Genomic DNA, 21,922 nt, shown 5'->3' with positions numbered 1-21,922 from the left:
CGGGGGCCCGTCGTTCAGGGGTGCGGACAACCGCGCGACCGGCACCCGCCGGCCCGCGGAACCCGCCGAAGGGGAACCACCCCCTCGCCGGCTAGCTCCAGCTGGCGTGCAGCGGCTTGCCCTCCGCGTAACCGGCGGCGGACTGGATGCCCACGACGGCCTTCTCCTCGAACTCCGCCAGCGAGCTCGCGCCCGCGTAGGTGCAGGAGGAGCGGACGCCCGCGATGATCGAGTCGATCAGGTCCTCGACGCCCGGCCGGGCCGGGTCGAGGAACATGCGCGAGGTGGAGATGCCCTCCTCGAACAGCGCCTTGCGGGCGCGGTCGTAGGCCGACTCGTCGCTCGTGCGGTTCTTGACCGCGCGGGCGGAGGCCATGCCGAAGGACTCCTTGTACAGCCGCCCGTCGGCGGACTGCTGGAGGTCGCCCGGGGACTCGTACGTACCGGCGAACCAGGAGCCGATCATGACGTTGGAGGCACCGGCGGCGAGCGCCATGGCGACGTCGCGCGGGTGGCGGACACCGCCGTCGGCCCACACGTGCTTGCCGAACTTCTTCGCCTCGGCGGCGCACTCCAGGACGGCGGAGAACTGCGGGCGGCCCACGCCCGTCATCATCCGGGTGGTGCACATGGCGCCGGGGCCCACACCGACCTTGATGATGTCGGCACCGGCCTCGATGAGGTCGCGCACGCCCTCGGCGGCGACGATGTTGCCCGCGACGATCGGGACCTGCGGGTCCAGGCCGCGCACGGCCTTGATCGCGGCGATCATCGACTCCTGGTGGCCGTGCGCGGTGTCCACCACGATGGTGTCCGCACCGGCGTCCAGGAGCTGCTTGGCCTTGCCCGCCACGTCGCCGTTGATGCCGACGGCGGCGGCGATGCGCAGCTTGCCGCGCGCGTCGGTGGCCGGGGTGTAGAGGGTCGCGCGCAGGGCGCCCTTGCGGGTGAGGATGCCGGCCAGGCGGCCGTCCTTGTCCACGGCCGGGGCGTAGCGGCGGTTGGCGTTGTCGAGCTTGTTGAACGCCTCGCGCGGGTCGATGTCCGCGTCGAGCAGCAGCAGGTCCTTGGACATGACCTCGGAGAGCTGCGTGAAGCGGTCGACGCCGGTCAGGTCCTGGTCGGTGACGACACCGACCGGGCGCTGCTCGTCGTCCACGACGACACCGGCGTTGTGGGCGCGCTTGGGCAGCAGGGCCAGCGCGTCGGCCACGGTCTGCGTGGGGGCGAGGACGATCGGGGTGTCGAGCACGTGGTGACGCGTCTTGACCCAGGTGATGACGTCGGTGACGACCTCGATCGGAATGTCCTGCGGGATGACGACGATGCCGCCGCGGCGGGCCACCGTCTCGGCCATCCGCCGTCCGGCGATCGCCGTCATGTTGGCCACGACCAGCGGGATCGTGGTGCCCGTGCCGTCGGGCGAGGCCAGGTCGACGCCCTGGCGGGAGCCCACCGCGGAGCGGCTCGGCACCATGAACACATCGTCGTACGTCAGGTCGTACGGCGGCTTGATGTCGTTGAGGAAACGCACGTGCAGAACATCCCAGTCGATCGGAGTGACCCCAGGCATTTCAGCCGGGGCTAAACGCACGTACTTCATTGTCCCATGTTCGTATGATTGCGCCGCCCGGACCGATCATCCAGGGGTCGGGCGGCGCTCTGGTGCGATCATACGAAGTCGCCGAGCGCGAGGACCACGGAGAGCGTGCCGTCCGGGCCGCTGCCCGCCGCCTCGTCCAGCACCTCGTTCGCGGTCCGCCACTCCTCGGGCCGGGCCGCCGCGTACCCCTGCCAGCGCCGCACCACCAGGAGCCGGCCCGGGTCGGCCGGGCCCCAGTCGGGGTCGCCCAGGCAGTCGGCCAGCGCGTCCCAGTTGCGCCCGAACCACTCGGGCAGCCGCAGGGCCCGCGCGCAGCGGTCCATGAAGCCCGCCCGGTCGGTGACCCCGGCGAGGTCGAGGACGTCGACGTGCCAGCCGGCGGCCCGTACGGCGTCGAACGGATCGGCCGTCATCGCAGCACCGCCTTGAAGGTCTTGTAGTGGTCCCCGGTGTAGTAGATCTCGCCGCTCCCCCCGGTGACCAGGCGCCGGGCGCCCCGGTCGCGCGACTTCGGGGTGTTGACGGTGTACTCGTGGTAGTAGCCGCGCTGCTGCTTGGGCAGCGCCTTCTCGAAGTTCCCGAAGACCGTGCCGTCCTTGGCGTACGGGAACGGGCCGCCCTGGTCGATCAGCTTCAGCGTCTGCTGGGCCTCGGGCGGCAGCGCGCCCGCGCGGACCGTGGCCATGCCCTTGGCCCAGCCGGGGGTGGCGGCGGCGCCGGACGCGGTGGCTCCGGAGGGACGTACATCCTGTTTCTTGCTGCCCCCGCACCCCGTGAGCAGCAGCGCCAGGCACGCGAGCAGCACGGAGACGGTGATTCGGGCGGACCTGGTGAACATGGGGCGATGCTGCCATTCCCGGCCTGCGGACGCGAACCAGCAGGGTGACGATGGGGCCATGCTCCTCGCCGACCTGGCCCGCGCCTCCCGGGAGATCGCCGCGACGTCCTCCCGTACGGAGAAGTCGGCACTGCTGGCCGCGCTCTTCCGGCGCACCTCCCCCGACGAGGCGCCGCTGGTCGTGACCTATCTCGCCGGACGCCTCCCGCAGCGCCGCACCGGGCTCGGCTGGGCGGCCCTGAAGAGCCCGCCGCCGCCCGCCGGGAGCCCCGCGCTCACGGTCGCGGAGGTCGACGCGGCACTGGAAGCCGTCGCGGCGCTCTCCGGCAAGGGCGCGGGCGCCGCCCGGACGCGGCTGGCCGGGGAGCTGCTGGGCGCCGCGACCGCCGAGGAGCAGCGCTTCCTGACCGGCCTGATCACCGGCGAGGTCCGGCAGGGCGCGCTGGACGCGGCGGCCGTGGAGGGGCTGGCCGAGGCCACGGGGGCGGACGCGGCGGACGTCCGGCGCGCGGTGATGCTCGGCGGCTCGCTCGGCGCGGTGGCCCGCGCGCTGCTCACCGACGGGCCCGCCGCGCTGGCCGCCTTCCGGCTGGACGTGGGCCGCCCGGTGCTGCCGATGCTGGCGCAGACCGCGAAGGACGTGGACGAGGCGCTCGACCGGCTCGGCCCGTGCGCGGTGGAGGAGAAGCTGGACGGCATCCGGGTGCAGGTGCACCGGGACGGCGACGAGGTGCGGGTGTTCACCCGCACGCTGGACGAGATCACCGCACGGCTGCCCGAGGTGGTGGCGGCGGCCCGGGAGCTGACGGCCCGGCGCGCGGTGCTGGACGGGGAGGTGATCGCGCTGGACCCGGCGGGGCGGCCCCGGCGGTTCCAGGACATCGCGGGCCGGGTCGGCTCCCGGCTGGACGTGGCGGGCGCCCGGGACCGGTTGCCACTGTTTCCGGTCTTTTTCGATCTGCTGTCGGTGGACGGGCGCGATCTGCTGGACCTGAGCGTACGGGAGCGCGGCGCGGAGCTCGCCCGGGTCGCGGCCGGGCCCCACCGGGTGCGCCGGGCGGTGGTCGAGGATCCGGACGACCCCCAACAGCGGGCGGCGGCCAGGGAGTTCGCGGCCCTGACCCTGGAGCGGGGGCACGAGGGCGTGGTGGTCAAGGCGCTGGACTCGGCGTACGGGGCGGGCCGCCGGGGCGCCTCCTGGCTCAAGGTGAAGCCGGTGCACACCCTCGACCTGGTGGTGCTGGCGGCCGAGTGGGGCCACGGCAGGCGCACCGGCAGGCTCTCCAACCTGCACCTGGGCGCGCGCCGCCCGGACGGCACCTTCGCCATGCTGGGCAAGACCTTCAAGGGTCTCACCGACGCGCTGCTGGCCTGGCAGACCGAGCGGCTGCGGGCGCTCGCGGTGGCCGAGGAGCCGTGGGGCGTGCGGGTACGGCCGGAACTCGTCGTCGAGATCGCCTTCGACGGGGTGCAGAGATCGTCCCGGTACCCGGAGGGGGTGACACTGAGGTTCGCGCGGGTAGTGCGCTACCGCGAGGACAAACGCGCCTCGGAGGCGGACACGGTCGCCACAGTGCGCGCACTGGGCGGTGGGAGGGACTAGCGAGTGCGGTCGGAGCAGGTGGAGGAGCGGGCGCGGCGGGCCCGGCAGGAGGCGGCCAGGCTGGTCGCCGAGGGGGTCCGCGCGGTGGCGCTGACCTCCGTGGACAACGCGGGGATCACCCGGGTGAAGGCGGTGCCCGCGGCCCGGCTGCCCGCGGTGGCGGTGCGGGGGGTCGGGATGTCCCCGTCCTTCGACGCGTTCCTGGTGGACGACTCGGCCACCGCGAGCCGGTTCAGCGGCGGCCCCGACGGCGATCTGCGGATCTTCCCGGACCTGGACCGGCTCACCGTCCTGGCCGCCCAGCCCGGCTGGGCCTGGGCGCCCGCCGACCGGTACGCCAAGGACGGCGCCGAACACCCCGTCTGCCAGCGGCTGTTCGCGCGCCGGATGACCGAGCGGGCCGCCGAGCGGGGCCTGTCCCTGCGGATGGGCTTCGAGACGGAGTGGATGCTGGCGCCGTCGCTGGGCGGTCCGGCGTACGGGATGGCCCGGCTGGTGGAGCGCTCCGACTACGTCGGCGATGTGCTCGGCGCACTGCTGGAGCAGGGCGTGGATGTGCTCCAGATCCACCCCGAGTACAGCGAGGGCCAGTTCGAGGTGTCGGTGGCGCCCAGCGATCCGGTGGGCGCCGCGGATCTGGCGGTACTGGTGCGCGAGACGGTCCGCGCGGTCTCCGTCCAGCACGGGCTCACCCCCTACTTCGGCCCGGTGGTCGCCCCCGGCGGCGTCGGCAACGGCGGCCATCTGCACCTCAGCCTCTGGCAGGACGGGCGCAACCTGTGCGACGGCGGTGACGGCCCGTTCGCCATGACGGCCACCGCCGAGTCGTTCCTGGCGGGCGTCCTTGCGGCCCTGCCCGCGCTCTGCGCGGTGGGCGCCCCCTCCCCCGCCAGCTACCTCCGCCTGGAACCCTCCCGCTGGGCCGGCGCGTTCCAGTGCTGGGGGCCGGAGAACCGGGAGGCCGCCCTCCGCTTCATCCCCGGTGTCCCCGGCGACCCGGCCGCCGCCAACGCCGAGGTCAAGTGCTTCGACGCCGCGGCCAATCCGTACCTCGCGGTGGGCGCGGTGCTCGCGGCGGGCCTGGCGGGCCTGGACGCGAAGGCGTCGCTGCCCGGGCCGGTCTCGGGCGACCCCGCCGTGGTCGGCGGCCGGCCGCGGCTGCCCGCCTCGCTGCCCGCGGCCCTCGAACACTTCACCGCCTCCGCCGTGCTGCGCGAGGCGATGGGCGATCCGCTCTTCGAGGCGTTCGCGGCGGTCCGCCACGCGGAGGCCGCCCTCTTCGACGGCAAGTCCCCGCAGGAGGTCGCGGAAGCGACCCGGGGGCGGTACTGAGATGGCGTACGGCACGGTCCCGCTCGTGGACCACCACTGCCACGGCGTGCTGCGCGGCGACCCGGACCTCGCCGCCTTCGAGTCGTTCCTGACCGAGGCACCCGGGCCCGCCGCGGCCGGGACCAGCTTCCTCGACACCCAGCTCGGGTTCGCGGTGCGCCGCTGGTGCCCGCCGCTGCTCGGGCTCGATCCGCACTGCCCGCCGGAGCGCTATCTGGCGCGCCGCCGCGAGCTCGGCGCCCGCGAGGCGACCCGGCTGCTGCTGCGGGGCAGCGGTATCGGCGCGTACCTGATGGACACCGGGATACCGGGCGAGCTCACGGGACCGGCCGAGCTGGCCGGGCTGAGCGGCGCCCCGGTCCACGAGGTCGTGCGCCTGGAGCGGCTGGCCGAGCTGACCGCCGACCGGACGCGGGACGCGGACACCTTCCTGGCGGAGCTGGCGGCGGGCGTGCGGGCGGCGGCGGCCACGGCCGTGGGCTTCAAGTCGGTCGCCGCCTACCGCTACGGCCTGGACCTTCCGCCGGAGCCGCCGGAGCTCGCCGACGTCCGCGAGGCCGCCGCGAAATGGCTGAAAAAACGTCCGGTGGACGACCGTGTGAAGGATCCGGTGCTGCTGCGCCATCTGCTGTGGTCGGCGGTGGCCACCCGGCTGCCGCTCCAGATCCACACCGGTTTCGGCGACCCGGACCTACGGCTGCACCGCTGCGATCCGCTGCTGCTGACCGACTTCATCCGGGCCACCCGCCGCCCCGGCTCCCCGCTGATCCTGCTGCACGGCTACCCGTACCACCGCAACGCGGCCTATCTCGCCCATGTGTATCCGCACGTGTACGCGGACATGGGCCTCACCCTGAGCCACACCGGCGCGCGGGCCGCCGCGGTGCTGGCGGAGATGCTGGAGCTCACCCCGTTCGGCAAGCTCCTGTTCTCCACCGACGCCTACGGCCTGCCCGAGCTGTACGTGGTGGGCGCGCGGCTGTTCACCGAGGGGCTCGACGAGCTGCTCGGGCAGTGGACCGCCTCCGGCGCCTGGTCACCCGCGGACGCCGACCGGGTCGCCGCCCTGCTCGCGGGGGGCAACGCCCGGCGCGTCTACGGCCTCGAGTGACCCGGCCGGCCGTACCGGCCGGGGCCGCTACTCGCCGTCCGGGTCCGCGCGGTCCAGCGCGGGCCTGGGCTGCGGGCCCGTCTCGTTGAGCAGGAAGTCGGCGGCCGAGGTGTCCGTGACGAGGCTGGTCACCAGGCCCGAGCGGAGCACCGCGTCGATCGCGGACGCCTTGCGCTGGCCGCCCGCGATGGCCACCACCTCGGGGATGCGGCGCAGCCGGTCGGCCTCGACGGTGATGCAGCGCTCGCCCAGGTCGCGCCCGACCCGGCGGCCGTCGGCGTCGAAGAGGTGCGCGGACATCTCGGCGGCGACCCCGAGCGAGGCGTAGTGCGCCCGCTCCTCGTCGGTGAGCATGTCGTGCACGGTGGAGATGCCCGGCTCCCACGAGCCGATGGAGACGGCCGCGACGGTCACCTTGTCGAAGTACTCGAAGGCGCGGGCGATACCGGTCTGGTTGCGCAGGGCCGCGGCGGTGGCGGCGTCCGGCAGCAGCATCGGCGCGTAGATGGGGTGGGCGTCGCCGCCGGAGACCTGGGCGGCCCGCCGGACCGCCTCGACCGAGCCGCGCTCGGCGGTGCCCGCGTCGTACACACCGGTCAGCTGGACCACCGTGCAGGGCGGCAGCCGGTCCAGGGCGGCGGCCATGTGGATGGTGGACCGGCCCCAGGCCAGACCCAGCACGTCGCCCTCGCTGACCAGCTCGCCGAGCAGGTCGGCGGCGACCTCGCCGAGGTTCTCCGGGTCGGGCGACGACTCGTCCTCGCCCGCCTCCGGGGACTCGACCACGACCGCGTGCCGCAGGCCGTACCGGGCGCGCAGCGCGTCGGAGCGCTCCGCGTCCAGCTCCGCCGGTACGCGGATCTCGATCCGCACCAGGTCGCGCTCCAGGGCGGTCTCCAGGACCCGGGCCACCTTGAAGCGGCTCACGCCGAACTCCTCGGCGATCTGGATCTTGGACTTGCCCTCCAGATAGAAGCGGCGGGCCATCGCCGCCGCCTGCACCAGCTCCGCGGGTCCCATCCGCAGGGCTGACCGACCCGCCGACATTGCAGACACCGCGATCTCCTCACTGCTGTTCACACTCTGGACTCGCTGTTCATCCTGTCAGATCCAGCGGTCCTTGATCAGCCCCGGAGGGCCGCGTTCACCGAGCCGTGGCTCAGTGGCCGCATGCCCATGGGGCGGTGGCCGTCGTCCGTTCCGCCATGGAGCGCAGGGTACGCACCGCGTCGGCCGGGTCGTTCGCCCCGTACACGGCGGAACCGGCCACGAACACGTCCGCGCCCGCCTCCGCGCAGCGCTCGATGGTCGTCGCCGAGACTCCGCCGTCGACCTGGAGCCACAGTTCGAGGCCGTGCTTGGAGATCAGCTCCCGGGTGCGGCGGATCTTGGGGAGCATCACGTCCAGGAACGCCTGGCCGCCGAATCCGGGCTCCACCGTCATGATCAGCAGCATGTCCAGCTCGGGCAGCAGGTCCTCGAAGGGCTCGATCGGGGTGGCGGGCTTCAGCGCCATCGACGCCCGCGCCCCCTTGGCCCGGATCTCCCGCGCGAGCCGCACGGGCGCGGCGGCGGCCTCCGCGTGGAAGGTGACCGATCCCGCGCCCGCCTCGACGTACTGCGGGGCCCAGCGGTCCGGGTCCTCGATCATGAGATGGCAGTCCAGCGGCGTCCCGGTCGCCCGGCGCAGGGACTCCACGATCGGCACGCCGAGCGTCAGATTGGGCACGAAGTGGTTGTCCATGACGTCCACGTGCAGCCAGTCGGCGCCCTCGACGGCCTTGGCCTCGTCGGCGAGCCGCGCGAAGTCGGCGGAGAGGATGCTGGGGTTGATCTGAGCCATGCCCCAAGCCTGCCATGCCTCGCACCACTTGCCTGCCACGGTACGGACTCGAAGCCCCCGGGAGGCGAGACCTACGTCTCTCCTACGGCTCGCCGGACCGGGACGCTCCGTGCAATCCTGATGTTTCAGGCCATTTTCGGGAGCGGCACCCCGCACCGGCGGGGCCCTGGGGGACGTCATGTCCGACGCACGCACGCGCCAGCCCGGCACCGCGGGGCACCCGGGCGGCCCCGCGCCGGTTCCGGGCCGGCGCGGGGCGGCTTGGCTGGTCTGCGGTCGCCGCACCAAATGGGTCGTCCTGGCGCTCTGGCTGATCGTCGTGGTGGTCGCCTTCCCGCTCGCCCAGAAGCTCACCGACGCCCAGGACAACGACGCGAGCTCCTGGCTGCCCGGCAGCGCCGAGTCCACCCAAGTCGTCGAATCGGCCAAGGCGTTCAGACCCGAGGAGGTCCCCGCGATCGTCGTCTACGCGCGCGAGGGCGGCCTCACCGCGGCCGACCGGCAGAAGATCGGCGCGGACGCGGCGGCGATGCGGGCGCTGACCGCGGACGGCATCCAGGGCGCCCGCGTCCAGGGCCCGCGGTTCGACCCCGGCGCCTCGGCCGCGCAGATCCTCGTACCGGTCAAGATGGACAAGAACGGCTGGAACCACATCGCCGACGCCGTCGACCGGCTCCGCGACCGGTCCGGCACCGGCGCCGACGGCCTCCAGGTGCACATCACCGGGCCCGGCGGCACCTCGGCGGACTTCGCCAAGGCGTTCTCCGGCATCGACTCCACCCTGCTCCTGTCGGCCCTGGCCGTGGTGGTCGTGATGCTGCTGATCACCTATCGCAGTCCGACGCTGCTGCTGGTGCCGGTGGTCTCCGTGGTGTGGGCGCTCTCCGCCGCGCAGGCGGTGATCTATCTGCTGGCCCGGCACGCGGGCCTGACCGTCAACGGCCAGAGCGCGGGCATCCTCACCGTCCTGGTCTTCGGCGCGGGCACCGACTACGCGCTCCTGCTGGTCTCGCGCTACCGCGAGGAGCTGCGCCGCCATGAGGACCGGCACGAGGCGATGGCCCGCGCCCTGCACCGGGCCGGACCCGCCGTGCTCGCCAGCGGCGCCACCGTGATCCTCGGCATGCTGGTGCTGCTGGTGGCCGAGATGAACTCCACCAAGGGCCTGGGCCCGGTCGCCGCGATCGGGGTGGGGGTGGCGCTGCTCGCCATGCTCACGCTCTTCCCGGCCCTGCTGGTGGTCTTCGGCCGCTGGATCTTCTGGCCCGCCAGGCCCGTGTACGGCTCCCCCGACCCGACGGCGCACGGGGTGTGGGCGCGGGTGGGCGCCAGGATCGCGGCCCGGCCCCGTACGGTCTGGGTGACGACGGCCGTGGTGCTCGCCGCCTGCTCGCTCGGCCTGCTCCAACTCAAGGCGGACGGGCTGAGCAACGCGGACTCCTTCACCGGGCGCCCGGACTCGATCGTGGGCCAGGAGGTGCAGGCCCGGTACTTCCCGGCGGGCACCGGCGATCCGCTGGTCGTGGTGGCCTCGGCGGGCCGGGCCGCCGAGGTGGGCCGGGCCGTCGCGGGCACCCCCGGCGTCGTGCCCGCTTCCGTCGGCGTACCGCCGGGCACCGCCGCCGAGCACGACGGCAAGGTGCTCCTGGAAGCCACCATGACGGCCCGGCCGGACAGCGCCGCCGCGCACCGGACCGTCGAGCGGGTACGGGAGGCGGTCCACGCGGTGCCGGACGCGGACGCCAAGGTGGGCGGCGGCACGGCGGCGGTCCTCGACATGGAGCGCGCCACCACGCACGACAACAAGCTGGTCATCCCGCTCGTCCTGCTGGTGGTGCTGTGCGTCCTCGGGATCCTGCTGCGGGCGCTGGTCGCACCGCTGCTGCTGATCGCGACGGTGGTGCTGTCGTTCGCGGCGGCGCTCGGCATCAGCGCCCTCGCCTTCCGGCACCTCTTCGACTACGCGGGCGAGTCCACCGACTTCCCGCTGTTCGTCTTCGTCTTCCTGGTCGCGCTGGGCATCGACTACAACATCTTCCTGTCCACCCGCATCCGCGAGGAGGCCGCCCGGCGGGGCACCCGGCGCGGTGTGGTCACCGCTCTGGCCGCCACCGGCGCCGTGATCACCTCGGCGGGCCTGGTGCTCGCGGGCACCTTCGCGGTCCTGGGCACCCTGCCGATGACGGCGTTCGCCGAGATCGGCTTCGCGGTGGCGCTCGGCGTGCTGCTGGACACCTTCGTGGTCCGCTCGGTCCTGGTCACGTCCCTGTTCCTGGACGTGGGCCACCGGGTGTGGTGGCCGCACCGGCCGGGGCGCCGCCCGGAGGAGGAACCGGCACCGGCGGCCGAAGAGGCCCCCGGATGAACCGGGCGGCTCCGCGGTGAACGGACGGGCCCGGGGCGCGGCGCCCCGGGCCCGCCGTCTCAGGCCGTGCGCCGCAGCAGCGCCAGGTACATGGCGTCCGTGCCGTGCAGATGCGGCCACAGCTGTACGTCGGGGCCCTCGCCCAGGCCCGCCACGCCCGGCATCAGCGGGCGCGCGTCGATCCACTCGGCCTCGACGGGGGCGCCGCCGCGGCCCTTGAGCACGTCGTCCACCACGATCCGGGTCTCGGCGAGGTGCGGCGAGCAGGTCGCGTACCCCACCACACCGCCCACGCGGACCGCCGCCAAAGCCTCGCGCAGCAGCGCCCGCTGGAGCGGCGCGAAGCCCTCCAGGTCCTCGGGGCGGCGGCGCCAGCGGGCCTCGGGGCGGCGGCGCAGCGCGCCGAGGCCCGAGCACGGCACGTCCATCAGGACCCGGTCGAAGGAGCCGGGCCCCCACGGCGGCCGGGTGCCGTCGGCGGCGATCACCTGGTACGGGCCGGGGTTGCCGGCGAGGGCGCGTTCGACCAGGCGGGCGCGGTGGGGCTGCTTCTCGGAGGCGAGCAGCGCCGCCCCGCGCCCGGCGGCCAGCGCGGCGAGCAGCGCCGCCTTGCCGCCGGGACCGGCGCAGCCGTCCAGCCAGCGCTCGTCCCGGCCCTCGATCGGGGCGTTCGCGAGTGCGACGGCGACCAGCTGGCTGCCCTCGTCCTGGACTCCGGCCCGGCCGTCCTGGACGGCCTCCAGCGCGCCCGGCTCGCCGCCCTCGGCCATCCGCACCGCGTACGGCGACCAGCGGCCGGGCAGCCCGCCGTCCTCGCCGAGCGCGGCCATCAGCTCATCGGTGGTGGACCGTCCGGGGCGGGCCACCAGGGTCACCTCGGGCCGCTCGTTGTCGGCCTCCAGCAGGTCCTCGATACCGGCGCGGCCCCCGCCCAGCGCGTCCCAGAGCGCCGAGATGACCCATCGCGGATGCGAATGCACCACGGCGAGATGCTCCTCGGCGTCCTCCTCGTACGAGGGCGCGACCTTCTCCAGCCAGCCGTCCAGGTCGTCCGCCGCGATCTTGCGCAGCACGGCGTTGACGAACTTGGCCCGCCCGTCGCCGAGCACCACCCGGGCCAGCTCCACGCTGGCGGAGACCGCCGCGTGGCTGGGGATGCGGGTGCCGAGCAGTTGGTGGGCGCCGAGCGACAGCACGTCGAGCACCGGCGGGTCCACCTCGCGCAGCGGGCGGTCGATGCACGCCGCGATGACCGCGTCGTAGGTGCCCTGGCGGCGCAGCGTGCCGTAGACGAGCTCGGTGGCGAGCGCCGCGTCGCGCGCGTCGAAGCCGCCGCCCTCGCGGGCCTTGCGCAGCAGCGGGGGCAGGACGAGGTTGGCGTACGCGTCCCGGTCGTCGACGGCGCGCAGCGCCTCGAAGGCCAGGATGCGGACCGGGTCCTTCTTGGGGCGGCGGTAGGGCTTGCCGCCGCCCTTGCCCGCGCCGCCCTGGGGACGGCCGCCGTTCTGGGGACGGGTACGTGGCTGGTCGTTCACGTGGAAGGTGCTCCGCTGGTCAGATGGTGCGAACCCGACCAGCCTACGACCGTTCAGGCCACGTGTTCACCCGGGGCGATGCGCACCCCGCGCGCCCAGTCGGCGCCCTTCATCGGCTTCTTGCCCTGCGGCTGCACCCAGAGCAGCTCCACGGCGTGCGAGCCGGTGCCCACGTACACGTTGTTCTTGCCCGCCGACAGCTCGCCCGGCGCCAGGTCGGTGCGGTCCGGGACCGGCGCCGCCTGGACGAGCTTGAGCCGCTCGCCGCGGAAGACCGTCCAGGCGCCGGGCGCCGGGGTGCAGCCGCGCACCACGCGGTCGACCCGCAGCGCCGGGGCGGACCAGTCGATCTGCGCGTCCTCGACGGTGATCTTCGGGGCGAGGGTGATCCCGTCGGCGGGCTGCGGCACGGCCTTGAGGGTGCCGTCCTCGATCCCGTCCATGGTCGCCGCGAGCAGACCGGAACCGGCGAAGGCGAGCCGGGTCAGCAGGTCGCCGCTGGTGTCGGTGGAGCGGACGACCTCGGTCACCGTCCCGTACAGCGGACCGGAGTCCAGGCCCCGCTCGATCTGGAAGGTCGAGGCGCCGGTGATCTCGTCGCCCGCCATCAGCGCGTGCTGGACGGGGGCCGCGCCGCGCCAGGCGGGGAGCAGCGAGAAGTGCAGATTGACCCAGCCGTGCGTCGGGATGTCGAGTGCCACCTGCGGCAGCAGCGCCCCGTAGGCGACGACCGGGCAGCAGTCGGGGGCGATCTCGCGCAGCCGGGCCAGGAAGTCCTCGTCGCGCGGCTTCACCGGCTTCAGCACCTCGATGCCGGCCTCCTCGGCGCGCTGGGCGACGGGGCTGGCCACCAGCCGACGGCCGCGCCCGGCGGGCGCGTCGGGCCGGGTCACCACGGCGGCGACCTCGTGCCGGCCGGAGGCGATCAGGGCGTCCAGGGCGGGAACGGCGACCTCGGGGGTGCCTGCGAAGACGAGCTTCACTGGGGGATACCTCGCTTTGTAGAGAGCGACGCCCAGTCTATTCGGTGCCCCGGCCCGTCGGTTGGGCGTCCCGGCCGTACGCCGGGCCGTGCCGCCCGGGTGCGCCCCGCGGTCCGGGTGTGCGGTCCGGGTGTGCGGTCCGGGTGTGCGGTCCGGGTGTGCCGTCCGCGTGGTTGGCCTGGCACGGCGGGGGCAGGGGCGTACGCGGCCCCGCGCGCCCTGTGCATATGCCCATACGCCCCCGCAGCGTGACCACAAGAGCAGGTAGCGCGTTGGTCAAGAGAGATTGACCGTAGGGGCCGCGCGTGCGGCCCGATCCCCTTTTCAACAACGCCGGTCCGAGAGGCTTGTTCATGGCCGACCACGCAACCCACGACGCCCAGGCACGGGCCAGTCTGCACCTGCTGGTGCGGGACATCGAGCGGGTCCGCCGGCAGGTGGACGCGCTGCGCACCCTCACCGCACAGCTCGGCAACGTCTACCGCCCGCGCCGCTCCGGCCCGTCCACGGGCTTCGTCGTCTACGGCAGGGCCCCCGCCCCGACCGTCCGGCTCGCCCAGGAGCTGCGGGACAGCGTCGAGACCCTGGTGACCGCCGCCGTGGACTTCGACCGCTCCCTGGGCTTCTCGTGGGACGCGGTGGGGTCCGCGCTCGGCGTCACCAAGCAGGCGGTGCACCGGCGTTACGGGGCGCGCCGCGCCGCGGCCCAGACCGCCGAGGCCGAGCGCCCGGCCGAGCCGGCCGTGACGCGCACACTGCCGGTCCCCGCCGGGATCCCGGCGGTGCCCGCGGCCCGCTCGATGCCGCCGCAGCCGACGGCGTCCAGCCAGTCCCTGCGCGAGGAGGCCCGCACCACGGCCTTCCCGGGCCCGCGCAACGGCTGACCCCACGCCCGCCCGCCGGGCCGCCCCGCACACCCCGGCCCCGCCCGCCCTTCCGTGCCCTCGACGCCCTCGTGCGCGCCGGGGGCACCCGTCTGCGGGGCGGCCCTCCGGGCGGGGCGGGCGGCACGGGGTGGGCTGGGGGGGCGGCGCAGCCCTCCGCGCGTACGGGCGCAGGGGCTGCCGGGGGCGGACAAGTGCGCCGCACGGCGCAGCCCTCCGCGCGTACGGGCCGACGACGGCTCGAACCGTACGGGCCGAGGGCGGCTCGCCCGGCGCGCGGTGCCCCGGTCAGCCGATGTCCGGCGGGTCCACCCTGATCCGTACGGGGTCGCCGCCGCCCCGGGCGAGGCGGCCCGCCTGCGCGGTCTTCAGGGCGGCGGCCAGCGCCGAGCCACTGCCCGGCGGGACCCGCACCAGGGCCCGCTCCCACACCTCGCCGACGGGGGGCGCGCCGGGGCGCCGGGCCCGGCCCGGCTCGGTGACCGGCACCGGGACCGGCCCCAACACCTGCGAATCGGGGGGCAGTTGGGCGCCCGCGAGGAACGCCTCCACCGCCTCCGGACGACCGAGGACCTCCGCCATCCGGGACACCGGCGGAAAGCCCAGCTCGGCCCGCTCGGCCAGTTCGCGCAGGGCGTGGCCGACCGGGTCCCAGCGGACCAGGGCCTGGACGGGCCGCAGCGTCGGTTCGGCGACGATCACCACTGTGCCGCCCTCGTCCTGGCCGCGCACCAGCGAGGCCGCCGTGATCCAGCGCCGCAGCGCCTCCTCCCCCGCCCGCAGGTCGGGTCGCCCGAGCATCGCCCAGCCATCGAGGAGCAGCGCCGCCGCGTAACCGCCCTCGGCGACCGGCTCGGCACCCGGGGTGGAGACGACGAGGGCGGGCCGGCCGGGCACCGCGTCCAGCACGTGGTCGCGCCCCGACGTGCGCACCGGCACCGCCGGGAACGCTCGGCCGAGCTCCTCCGCCGTCCGCCGCGCCCCCACCACGTTCGCCCTCAGCCGGACCGCGCCGCACTCCGTGCAGTGCCAGTCGGGCTCGCCCCGTCCGCACCACCCGCACCGCAGCTCCCGCTGGTCCGGGGCCTCCAGGGGGCCGGAGCAGTGGCGGCAGCGGGCGGGCGTACGGCAGCGCTCGCAGGAGAGGCGGGGTACGTACCCGCGCCGGGGCACCTGGACCAGCACCGGGCCGCTCTTGAGCCCTTCGCGCACGGCCTGCCAGGCGAGGCTGGGCAGCCGGGCGGCGCGGGCCGCCTCGTCGCGGGCCAGCTCGCCGTCCCCGACCGTGCGCACCAGCGGGGCCGCGGCCCGGACCGTGGCGCGGTCGGCGACCAGCGGCGCCGCCCAGCCGCTCTCGACCAGCTGGGCGGCCTCGACCGTACAGCTCGTGCTGCCCAGCAGGAACGCGCACTTGTCGTGGGCGGCGCGCAGTTCGAGGACCTCGCGCACGTGCGGGAACGGCGCGTGGTCGTCGCTGTGGCTGGAGTCGCCGTCCTCCCAGATCACCACCAGGCCGAGGTCCTCGACCGGGGCGAACATCGCGGCGCGGGTGCCGACCACGGCCCGCACCGAGCCGCGCCGCACGGCGAGCCACTGCCGGTAGCGCTTCTCGGGGCCGGACTCGGCGGTCAGCAGGGCGTGCCGCCCCTCGCCCAGGAGCGCGGTCAGGGAGGCGTCGACCCGGCCCGCGGTGCGCCCGTCGGGCACCACGACCAGTGCGCCGCGCCCGCCGGAGAGGGTGGCCGCGACGGCCCGCGCGATCTCGTCGGCCCAGGACGGTCCGGGCAGCGCGGTCCAGACGGCGCGCGGCGCCCCGCCCGCGGCCAGCGCCTCCAGGAACGCCGGTCCGTTCCCGTACCGCCCCCAGGTCGCCGGGTCGGGGGCGGGCGGTGTCGGGGGCGGCGGGGGCGAGGGCTTGGACTCCGCCCGTGCGTTCCTCGGCGGGATCGCCAGTTGGAGCACGTCGGCGAGACCGCCCGCGTACCGGTCGGCGACCGCACGGGTGAGGGCCAGCATGCCGGGGCCGAGCACGCGCTCCGGCGAGACGACGCCGGCCAGGGCGGCGAGGGGGCCCGAGTAGTCGGACGCGGCGATCCGCTCGACGAGGAAGCCGTCGATCAGGCCGCCGCCCTCGCGGCGCCCGTCGCGCACCTGGCGCGCCCCGGCGCCGAACCGCACCCGCACCCGCACCCCCGGCTGCGCGTCGGCGTCCAGCTCCTTGGGCACGGCGTAGTCGAAGAGCCGGTCGAGGTGGACGCCCCCCTTGTCGACCACCACCCGCGCCACCGGCAGCGCCTCGGCCAGCGCCGCACCCCGCCAGGTGCGCGGCTTGGCCTTGGGCACCTTGGCCTGCCGCACGGTCTCCCGAATGAGCGCGAGCTGCTCCGCCCCACCCTCGCCGGCGCCCCCGCCCGCCTTCTCGTTGTCGCTGCTCACAGCCAAATTCCTACCAGACCCCACTGACACAGGCGCCGCCCCGACGGTCCGGACGGCACGGCCGGGGACCCTCTCGACAGCCCGGGCGGCTTGCTGTTCGCTCCCGGAGAGGAAACGGGAAACGTCCCGATTCGCCTTGTTCCGACGTGCCGGTTGCCGCACGCTGATGCGCGTTGCCTCCGGCCGCCCGGACGGAGAGCGACGGAGGTCGCAGTGCAGGAGCACCCGCAGGACTTCGGGCAGGAACTTCGCCGCAGGCGCCTGGAGGCGCAGTTCTCCCTCGAACAGCTGGGCAGGCGCGTGCACTACAGCAAGGCCCAGCTGAGCAAGGTCGAACGCGGTCTCAAACGCCCCAGCCCCGAGCTGGCACGGCTGTGCGACACCGAGCTGAAGGCCGGGGGCCAGCTGGCCCGGCTCCTTGAACCGGTGGTCTCCGGCAGGCCGCTGCCCGTGCCCGGTCCCGACGAAGAGGTGTGGTTGATGTACCTGGACAAGGACGGCACCAGCTCCTTCCAGCCCGTCAAACGCCGCAGTGTCATGGCCGCGGGGGCCGCCTCCGTCCTCTCGCTCCGGGTGGGCGAGGAGCAATTGGCGGTCGAGACCGGGGCCGCCACGCTCGTGGAGGCGTCCCGGGTGCTGTTCGACCAGTTCCGCCGGATCGGCCAGGCGGCCGGCCCGGGCAGTGTCCTGCCCTCGCTGATCGCCCAGGCGCACTCGCTGGAGCAGCTGGCGGCCCGTGCGGGCACCCGTACCCGGCGGGATCTGCTCGTTCTGGCGTCCCGGTACGCCGAGTACACCGGATGGATGGCGCAGGAGGCGGGCGACGACTGCGCGGCGCTGTGGTGGACGGACCGCGCCGTCCAGCTGGCGCGGGGCGGAGACGACACCACCCTGGCGTCGTACGCCTTGGTGCGGCGTTCACTGATCTGCCTGTACGGCGGCGACACGGCGCAGGCCCTGGAGCTGGCGGCACGGGCGCTGGACAGTGGGGCGCCGCCCCGGGTTCGCGGCCTCGCCGCTCAGCATCTGGCCCAGTGCCTCGCCGCCCACGGCGACCACGGCGCGACCCTGCGCAGCCTGGACCGCGCCCGGGAGCTGCTGGCCCTGGACGCGCGCAACTCCGAGGCGCCAGTGCTGGGCGCGTCACACGTACCGGACGTGGTGGAGATGTTCACCGGGTGGTGCCTGTACGACCTGGGCAGGCCGCAGCGGGCGGCCGAGCTGCTCGACCGGGAGACCGCCCGGATTCCCGCGCACGCGTTGCGCACCCGCTCGCGGTACGGGGTACGGCGCGCGCTCGCCCACGCGGCGGCGGGCGAAATCGACCACGCCTGCGACATCACGGCCGAGGCGCTTCCGAGCGCGGGGGCCGTGGGTTCGGCGACCATCGCGGCCGATCTGCGCCGCCTGGCCAGGGTGCTCGGGCGGCACTCCCGCAATGCCCGGGTGCGCGCCCTGACCCCTCGGCTCAGCGCGGCGCTGCACCCCGCGCCGTGAAGCACCCGTGAGCCCACGAACGGCAAGGACAGCTCGGACAATCCGTCGAAGGGACAGTCCCGTGCACGAGCTCTTCCTCAACTACCGCACCCACGGCGGCGGCAAGGAGGCCGCCTACATCTGCGACACCCAGCTGTCGGCCCGGTTCGGCACGGAGAGCATCTTCCGCGCCCAGAAGTCGATCGACCTGGGCGCCGACGCCAACGACGCCCTGATCGACGGCGTCCGCCGCTGCCGCGTGCTGATCGCGCTCATCGGCCCGGGGTGGATGGACTGCCCGGACCGCAAGCGGCCGGCCCGAAGGGCGCTGCAGAATCCGCGGGACTGGGTTCGGCGCGAGATCGAGGAGGCATTCACCTCGGGCGTGCTGGTCGTTCCGGTCCTGATGGGGCGGCACATGGAGCAGCTCGACCGGCGCCGCCTGCCGAAGTCCCTGGCGGGGCTCGCCGACTGCCAGTACGAGCGGATGGTCTCCACCCGTACCGCCGACACGGACCTCGCCCGGATCGGCGACCGGCTGGCCCGGCAGGTGCCGGAGCTGGCCGCGCTCGACCGGCGCCGGACAGCCGACCGACGGCCGGAGCCCCGAACGGCACGTCCGGAGGTGCGCACCAAGGGGCAGCGGGGCGGAATCGGCAACGTCAACGGTGATGTCGGCACCTTCGTCAACGAGTCGCACGGCCCGATGCACACCGGCTCCGGCGATCAGATCAACGGCTCCGACACGGCCGGGACCGGCTGGTGAGCGAGTACCTGGGCGCGTACATCAACGAGGCCAGTGGAGGCGTCCACACCGGCGAAGGAGCCCAGCTCAACTTCTTCCTGGCGGCAGCCGCGGAGCGGGTCCGGTCCCGAACAGGGCCCGACCGCCGGAGCATCGCCGAGGACGCCCGCACACGGCTGTACGAGCGGTTCGTGGCCCCGCCGCGCATGCGTGAGGCCCGCGACCTGCTCGACCAGGGCTCGATGGTACTGATCGCGGGGCCGACGGGGGCCGGGAGACGGGCCACCGCGCTGACCCTGCTGCACGAACTCCCGGCGGGAAAGGGCGGCTTCTACGAGTTGCCCGACACCGAGGACGACGAGGGGTCCACGCTGGAGGCGGTCACCGTGTCCGCGGGCGACCGGCTGCTCCTGGACCTGTCGGTGGCCGACGAGACGCGCTACCTCTCCGTCCAGGACCGACTGCACGCCTTCCACGCCAAACTGGCCGAACACGGTGCCCATCTGGCCATGGTGCTCCCGTACCACCTCGCCTACCTGCAGCGAAGCGATCTGCTGCCCTACACGGTGGAGATAGGACGGCCGTCGGCCGGTGAGGTGCTCGCCCGCCACCTCCAGCGCGCCGACATCCGCCCGGCGGCGGCCGACCTGAACTCCCCCGGACTCACCACCTACCTGACGCAGGCGCCGCTGCGCGACGTCGCCGACCTGGCCGACCGCATCCGGCGGCTGCGGGACGACGGGACGGCGGGGGGCTTCGCGGGCTGGCGCGATGCGGCTCTCGAACGGCTCGCGGACCACAGCGCCCGGGTCGCGGCCGACATCGCCGCCCATGGCGCGGGCCGGGAGCGGGCGCTTCTGCTCGCGCTGGCCATGTTCCACGGGTCCACACCCGCCACGGTCTTCCATGCCGCTTCGACGCTGCTGCGCACACTGGCGCATCCCCCCGACGAACGGCCGCGGCTGGAGCACACCGACCTGAACGCGGAGCTGACCGCGCTGGGTGCGGAGACCGGGGACGACGGCTGTGTGCGGTTCCGGACCCAGCAGTACGACCACGCCGTCCGTGTGCACTTCCGTACGTACTTTCCCGACCTGAGCGAGCAGCTCAGCCGATGGGTCGGTGAGTGCGTGGCCTGGCCCCAGCTCGACCAGGAGGCACACAGCCCGGTGATAGCCCGGTTCGCGGAGCACTGCCAGGCGTCCGGGCGGCCCCAGGACCTGCTCCGGCTCGCCGAGTCGTGGACCCGCGACAGCGGCGAGGCCCGGCTCATCCCCGACGCGGCGCAGGCCCTGGTGCACGGCCTCGCGCACGAGCGGTTCGGCCAGGTGTTCCGCCGCCAGATCTACGAGTGGTCGACCAACCGCCACCTGCCGCAGAACCTCAAGCAGGTACTCGTCCTGGTCTGCTCGGAGGCCATGCGGCGCACCCACCCGCATCAGGCACTGGTGCGTCTGCACCATCTCGACCGGCGGGCCTCCGGCCAGGCCGCCGCCACCGCCCGCACCGCGCTGCTCGGCTTCACCCGCACCGACCACCTCATGTACCGCCTGCTCCTCCAGCGCATCGGACGCGATCTGGCCGACGGGCGCTGGGAGAGGGATCTCACCCTTTTCCTCGAACTCACCTCCCCCGTCGGCTCGTTGGGCGCGCGCGATGTGCGGGACGGGCTCACGTATGGCTGGGCGGTGGTGTTCCGGCGGGTCTCCGTCGACGACTGGCGCCCTTACGCGGAGCGCTGGTTCGCCGGCGGTACGGCCGCCCCGGACCGAGACCGGCTGCTGAACGTGCTGGTCACGGCGTGCGGACACGCTCCTGCGGCGCTCGGCACCCTCTACCGGGTCGCGCGCGAGTGGGAACGGTCGGGCCGGAACGCCTCCGCGAGCCGTGGCGGTGTGGGCGCCAGTCTGCTTCAGAAGATCAATTCGGCTCAGGGGCTCGATGACCTGGGCTCCGCCGTGTGACACCACTCTCCGGGGGAGGAAACGTGATGAGCTCGGGTCGCAAGACCATGACCGTCTTCGTCACTCTGTTGTCCGGGCTGATCCTCGTCATCGCGGGAATCGCCTTGCACTGGCCCCGCTGGGCCTGGCCCGCACTGGGTGCCTTGCTGGTCGCCGTAGCCGTGCTGGTCCACCGGGTGATCGGGCGGGACAGCGAGGAGTTCCCGCGCGAACTCATGCTGGAGCCGGATCTTCCCATTCCGACGGCCCCACGCCAGGAGGAGCGCGTGAGCGACGTGGTCCTGCCCAGCTGCGTGGCCGACTACGACTTCGTGTTCTCCGCCACGGTCCGCTGGGCGCTGCTGGACCCGCCGGACGGCGCCCCGCTGATCAACCCGGCCGGACTCGCCGTCGACGCCGTCCTCAAGCGGGCGCGCGAGATCACCGCCGTGCAGCCCCCGACGCGGAGCGCGCTGGCGCAGCACGCTCTGGACGGCGCGCTGGGGGTGATGCGGCCGGACCGGACGGGACGGGTGCTCGCCATGGCGCAGGACGTGTCGCTGAGCCTGCCCGGCACGGATCTGGAGCGGCTGGCCAAGCTCTCCGCCGTGCGCAAGGACGAGGACGTCTGGGAGCACGAGCGCAATCACGAGCGCAACAAGCGCGCCTATCTGGGCAATGACGTCCTGAAGGACACCGGCAGTGCGGTCGTGTGGTGGCTGGCCAGGAACGAGGAGAAGGTCGAGGCGGCGGTCGACCGGATCGGCGTGCTGGCCCGGCTGACCGCCGCGGCCAACAACGAGGAGGTCGCTCCCGAGTTCCAGCACCTGCTCCCCCCGCCCCCGGGAGCGCTTCATGGCACGGCGGAGCAGACGTCGACGGCCCCGGGCCCGGCTCCGGAAGAACCGTTCTCTCCGGAGGCGGCCGACGCGGAGGCCGACGTGCCGGTGGCGGATCTGCTGGGCTGGTTCGGGTTCGGGCCGGACGATCCGGACCTGTTGCTCTTCGCGGAACGTCTCGCCGACATCGCCGACAAGCACGGCCGTCCCCAGGCCGCAGAAGCGATCAAACGCCATGTCGACCAACCGCCCGCGCCCGGCCACGCCCCGGACGAGCCGCCCGGTGAGCCCCCGGCGGCGGACCACCGGCCGCTCTGAGCGGTACGGCCCGCCCCGGGCCGCGAAACGCGCACCGGCCCCGGACCGAGAAGGTCCGGGGCCGGTGC

17 protein-coding genes are annotated in these 21,922 nt (G+C 74.4%); 9 read left to right on the top strand and 8 right to left on the bottom strand.

The features are described 5' to 3' along the window. Positions 1-91: 91 nt before the first annotated feature. From AB5J87_RS29475 to AB5J87_RS29465, 3 genes are all read right to left on the bottom strand, one after another. Complete coding sequence (locus AB5J87_RS29475; RefSeq protein ID WP_369380907.1) at positions 92-1,573, bottom strand: GuaB1 family IMP dehydrogenase-related protein; 1,482 nt, start codon at positions 1,571-1,573, stop codon at positions 92-94. Between the two features lie 98 nt (positions 1,574-1,671). Continuing rightward, complete coding sequence (locus AB5J87_RS29470; protein WP_369380905.1) at positions 1,672-2,016, bottom strand: barstar family protein; 345 nt, start codon at positions 2,014-2,016, stop codon at positions 1,672-1,674. After that, positions 2,013-2,441, bottom strand: coding sequence for a ribonuclease domain-containing protein (locus AB5J87_RS29465; protein WP_369380903.1), 429 nt, complete (start codon positions 2,439-2,441; stop codon positions 2,013-2,015). Before AB5J87_RS29465 ends, AB5J87_RS29470 begins: the two co-directional genes overlap by 4 nt. Positions 2,442-2,499: 58 nt before the next feature. Here AB5J87_RS29465 and AB5J87_RS29460 point away from each other — a divergent pair, with 58 nt between their 5' ends. From AB5J87_RS29460 to AB5J87_RS29450, 3 genes are read left to right on the top strand one after another with little or no spacing between them, the layout of a single operon-like run. After that, positions 2,500-4,044, top strand: a complete 1,545-nt coding sequence (locus tag AB5J87_RS29460) for an ATP-dependent DNA ligase (protein ID WP_369380902.1) — start codon at positions 2,500-2,502, stop codon at positions 4,042-4,044. A 3-nt stretch (positions 4,045-4,047) separates the two neighbouring features. Further along, positions 4,048-5,376 (top strand): glutamine synthetase, encoded by a 1,329-nt coding sequence (locus AB5J87_RS29455; RefSeq protein WP_369380901.1) that lies wholly within the window; start codon positions 4,048-4,050, stop codon positions 5,374-5,376. 1 nt (position 5,377) lies between these two features. Beyond that, on the top strand, positions 5,378-6,487 hold the full coding sequence (locus tag AB5J87_RS29450) for an amidohydrolase family protein (RefSeq protein WP_369380900.1): 1,110 nt from the start codon (positions 5,378-5,380) through the stop codon (positions 6,485-6,487). 27 nt (positions 6,488-6,514) lie between these two features. Here the strand turns inward: AB5J87_RS29450 and AB5J87_RS29445 are convergent, their stop codons facing one another. Both AB5J87_RS29445 and rpe read right to left on the bottom strand, forming a co-directional pair. After that, the gene (locus tag AB5J87_RS29445) at positions 6,515-7,567 is read right to left on the bottom strand and encodes a sugar-binding transcriptional regulator (protein WP_369380899.1); all 1,053 of its coding nucleotides are present in this window, start codon (positions 7,565-7,567) and stop codon (positions 6,515-6,517) included. 79 nt (positions 7,568-7,646) lie between these two features. Beyond that, positions 7,647-8,330: a ribulose-phosphate 3-epimerase gene (gene rpe, locus AB5J87_RS29440; RefSeq protein WP_369380898.1), complete on the bottom strand. Its 684-nt coding sequence runs from the start codon at positions 8,328-8,330 to the stop codon at positions 7,647-7,649. Positions 8,331-8,508: 178 nt separating this feature from the next. On the opposite strand from rpe, the gene AB5J87_RS29435 reads away from it, so the two are divergent. Continuing rightward, a complete protein-coding gene (locus tag AB5J87_RS29435) occupies positions 8,509-10,695 on the top strand; it encodes an MMPL family transporter (RefSeq protein ID WP_369380895.1) in 2,187 nt (728 codons plus the stop codon). 59 nt (positions 10,696-10,754) lie between these two features. Here AB5J87_RS29435 and AB5J87_RS29430 read toward each other — a convergent pair whose 3' ends face one another. Both AB5J87_RS29430 and fmt read right to left on the bottom strand, forming a co-directional pair. Continuing rightward, entirely contained in the window at positions 10,755-12,230 is a 1,476-nt protein-coding gene (locus AB5J87_RS29430) for an RsmB/NOP family class I SAM-dependent RNA methyltransferase (RefSeq protein WP_369380892.1), read from the bottom strand. A gap of 53 nt (positions 12,231-12,283) precedes the next feature. Further along, positions 12,284-13,213 carry a methionyl-tRNA formyltransferase gene (fmt, locus tag AB5J87_RS29425; RefSeq protein WP_369380890.1) on the bottom strand — a complete coding sequence of 310 codons (930 nt, stop codon included), beginning with the start codon at positions 13,211-13,213 and terminating at the stop codon, positions 12,284-12,286. 353 nt (positions 13,214-13,566) lie between these two features. Between fmt and AB5J87_RS29420 the strand changes: the two genes are divergently transcribed. Continuing rightward, positions 13,567-14,097, top strand: coding sequence for a hypothetical protein (locus AB5J87_RS29420; protein WP_369380888.1), 531 nt, complete (start codon positions 13,567-13,569; stop codon positions 14,095-14,097). 288 nt (positions 14,098-14,385) lie between these two features. On the opposite strand, the gene AB5J87_RS29415 is transcribed toward AB5J87_RS29420, so the two are convergent. Beyond that, positions 14,386-16,533: a primosomal protein N' gene (locus AB5J87_RS29415; RefSeq protein WP_369380887.1), complete on the bottom strand. Its 2,148-nt coding sequence runs from the start codon at positions 16,531-16,533 to the stop codon at positions 14,386-14,388. A 213-nt stretch (positions 16,534-16,746) separates the two neighbouring features. On the opposite strand from AB5J87_RS29415, the gene AB5J87_RS29410 reads away from it, so the two are divergent. The 4 genes from AB5J87_RS29410 to AB5J87_RS29395 all read left to right on the top strand — a co-directional run bounded on the left by AB5J87_RS29410 (position 16,747) and on the right by AB5J87_RS29395 (position 21,854). After that, positions 16,747-18,030, top strand: a complete 1,284-nt coding sequence (locus AB5J87_RS29410) for a helix-turn-helix domain-containing protein (protein ID WP_369380886.1) — start codon at positions 16,747-16,749, stop codon at positions 18,028-18,030. 61 nt (positions 18,031-18,091) lie between these two features. After that, the gene (locus AB5J87_RS29405; protein WP_369380885.1) at positions 18,092-18,775 is read left to right on the top strand and encodes a TIR domain-containing protein; all 684 of its coding nucleotides are present in this window, start codon (positions 18,092-18,094) and stop codon (positions 18,773-18,775) included. After that, positions 18,772-20,718: a hypothetical protein gene (locus AB5J87_RS29400; protein ID WP_369380882.1), complete on the top strand. Its 1,947-nt coding sequence runs from the start codon at positions 18,772-18,774 to the stop codon at positions 20,716-20,718. Before AB5J87_RS29405 ends, AB5J87_RS29400 begins: the two co-directional genes overlap by 4 nt. A gap of 26 nt (positions 20,719-20,744) precedes the next feature. After that, a complete protein-coding gene (locus tag AB5J87_RS29395) occupies positions 20,745-21,854 on the top strand; it encodes a hypothetical protein (RefSeq protein ID WP_369380881.1) in 1,110 nt (369 codons plus the stop codon). Positions 21,855-21,922 lie beyond the last annotated feature (68 nt).

The organism is Streptomyces sp. cg36, from assembly GCF_041080675.1.
Lineage (GTDB): Bacteria > Actinomycetota > Actinomycetes > Streptomycetales > Streptomycetaceae > Streptomyces.
This window is presented reverse-complemented; position numbering and strand designations above follow the sequence as displayed.